The sequence below is a fragment of the Tabrizicola sp. genome (assembly GCF_051645465.1).
In the GTDB taxonomy this organism is placed as follows: Bacteria; Pseudomonadota; Alphaproteobacteria; order Rhodobacterales; family Rhodobacteraceae; genus Tabrizicola.
This window is the reverse complement of the sequence record NZ_JBOFBI010000185.1, coordinates 1-1,589: the sequence shown is the minus strand read 5'-3', so window position 1 is coordinate 1,589 and position 1,589 is coordinate 1. Positions and strand designations below refer to the sequence as shown.

The 1,589-nt window shown below is 61.7% G+C and carries 1 protein-coding gene; it reads left to right on the top strand.

All coding sequences use genetic code 11. The features are described from left to right. Positions 1 to 288: 288 nt before the first annotated feature. Positions 289 to 1,173 carry an alpha/beta fold hydrolase gene (locus tag ACRCSW_RS11940; protein WP_438705345.1) on the top strand — a complete coding sequence of 295 codons (885 nt, stop codon included), beginning with the start codon at positions 289 to 291 and terminating at the stop codon, positions 1,171 to 1,173. Positions 1,174 to 1,589: the final 416 nt, after the last annotated feature.

Genomic DNA, 1,589 nt, shown 5'->3' with positions numbered 1-1,589 from the left:
GTTGACTTACCCGGTGCCAAAGCCCGGCGCGGCGCAGAACCTGCTGTCTGCGTGCCGATCTTGCGGGGATGGCCTGCCAACGGATCGCATTTCACTCCCGCAGCACCAGCGACCGCAATCGGTCGCCCGCCAATCAAATCGCAAGAACGGTGCGTTCACCGCAGGCTTGGCGACGCGTCGCGACCAGCGCCAGGTAAGCTGCACTCGTAACCTCGCACTGGGTGATGGGGACGGTCTCCGGAAGGGTCACGCTTCTTCGAAGCCGCAAAAATCTGAAGGTAAGCTGAGATGCAAGCCAACCCTAATCGAACACGCTACAAGACCCGGAAAGTCGGCGAAATGGAGGTGTTCTACCGCGAGGCGGGCCTCGTCGACGCGCCGGTCATCCTTCTGCTTCACGGCTTTCCGACTGCCAGCCATATGTTCCGCGACCTGATCCCGCTTTTGGCCGACCGCTACCGGCTGATCGCCCCGGACCTGCCCGGTTTCGGTCAGACCAAGGCGCCGCCGCGGGGACAATTCGACTACACCTTCGACCGACTTGCCGACGTGATCGAAAGGTTCACCGAAGCGCTTTCGCTCGACCGCTACGCTCTCTACATCTTCGACTATGGCGCGCCGGTGGGCCTGCGCCTGGCCACCCGCCATCCGGAACGGATATCCGCGATCATCAGCCAGAATGGCAATGCCTATGTCGACGGCTTCAGCGACCAGTGGGGACCCTGGGAAGCCTACTGGTGCGATCCCAGCGAGGCGAACCGCGAAGCATGCCGGCCGTCGCTGTCACCCGAGACCATCCGAAACTGGCAATATGGCACCGGAGCCGATCCGGAGCTTTTGTCTCCGGACGGATACGAGCTCGACATCGCCTACATGGCGCGGCCTGGCGCGGAAGAGATTCAGCTCGACCTGATCCGCGACTACCGCACCAACGTGGCGCTCTATTCGGACTTCCAGTCGTACTTCCGCGAGCATCAGCCGCCTCTGCTTGCCGCCTGGGGACGACACGATCCTGCGTTCATTCCGGCCGGCGCCGAGGCCTACAAACGCGATCTGCCGGACGCAGAGGTGCATCACTTAGATGCAGGACATTTTGCGTTGGAGACGCATGCTGACGATGTAGCGGCGATGATCCTCGACTTCCTCGGCCGTGTTTTGCGCCAACGAAAGTAGGCTTACAGAACCACGAGGAGCGTTTCAGCGGGGGCTCCTCACTCTTTGATGATCAGAGCCACAATGTCCTGCTGCCGGCTTTGAGGAAATCAGGTTGAGTAAACCCAGTGGCGAGATGGAACCGTATCACATAGACAGCCTTGGCAGGCTCCGAAGACTCAAGGCGCGGCACGCGTCGTGGGGCTGTCCCCGAGTGTCGAGAATGCTGCAGCAACGGTCAGTGACCGCTTTGCGGATGCTGCAACGCGGCGGCGGTCTCGCCTTGAATGACCGGACTGGGCCGAGGTTGTTGTACATCGGCCTAGTTGGGCAGGCACAGGTGGCGTTCCGCCTTGGGCAGCGCGCGTAGCCCCCATAGGCAGTCAAAGTGGGCAGTTTGCCGTGCCAACGAAAGCCTGGGGCTTTTGGGCAGCATG

Coding starts and splice junctions, on each gene's coding strand:
- ACRCSW_RS11940 (WP_438705345.1), top strand. CDS start 289: ATGCAAGCCAACCCTAATCGAACACGCTACAAGACCCGGAAAGTCGGC.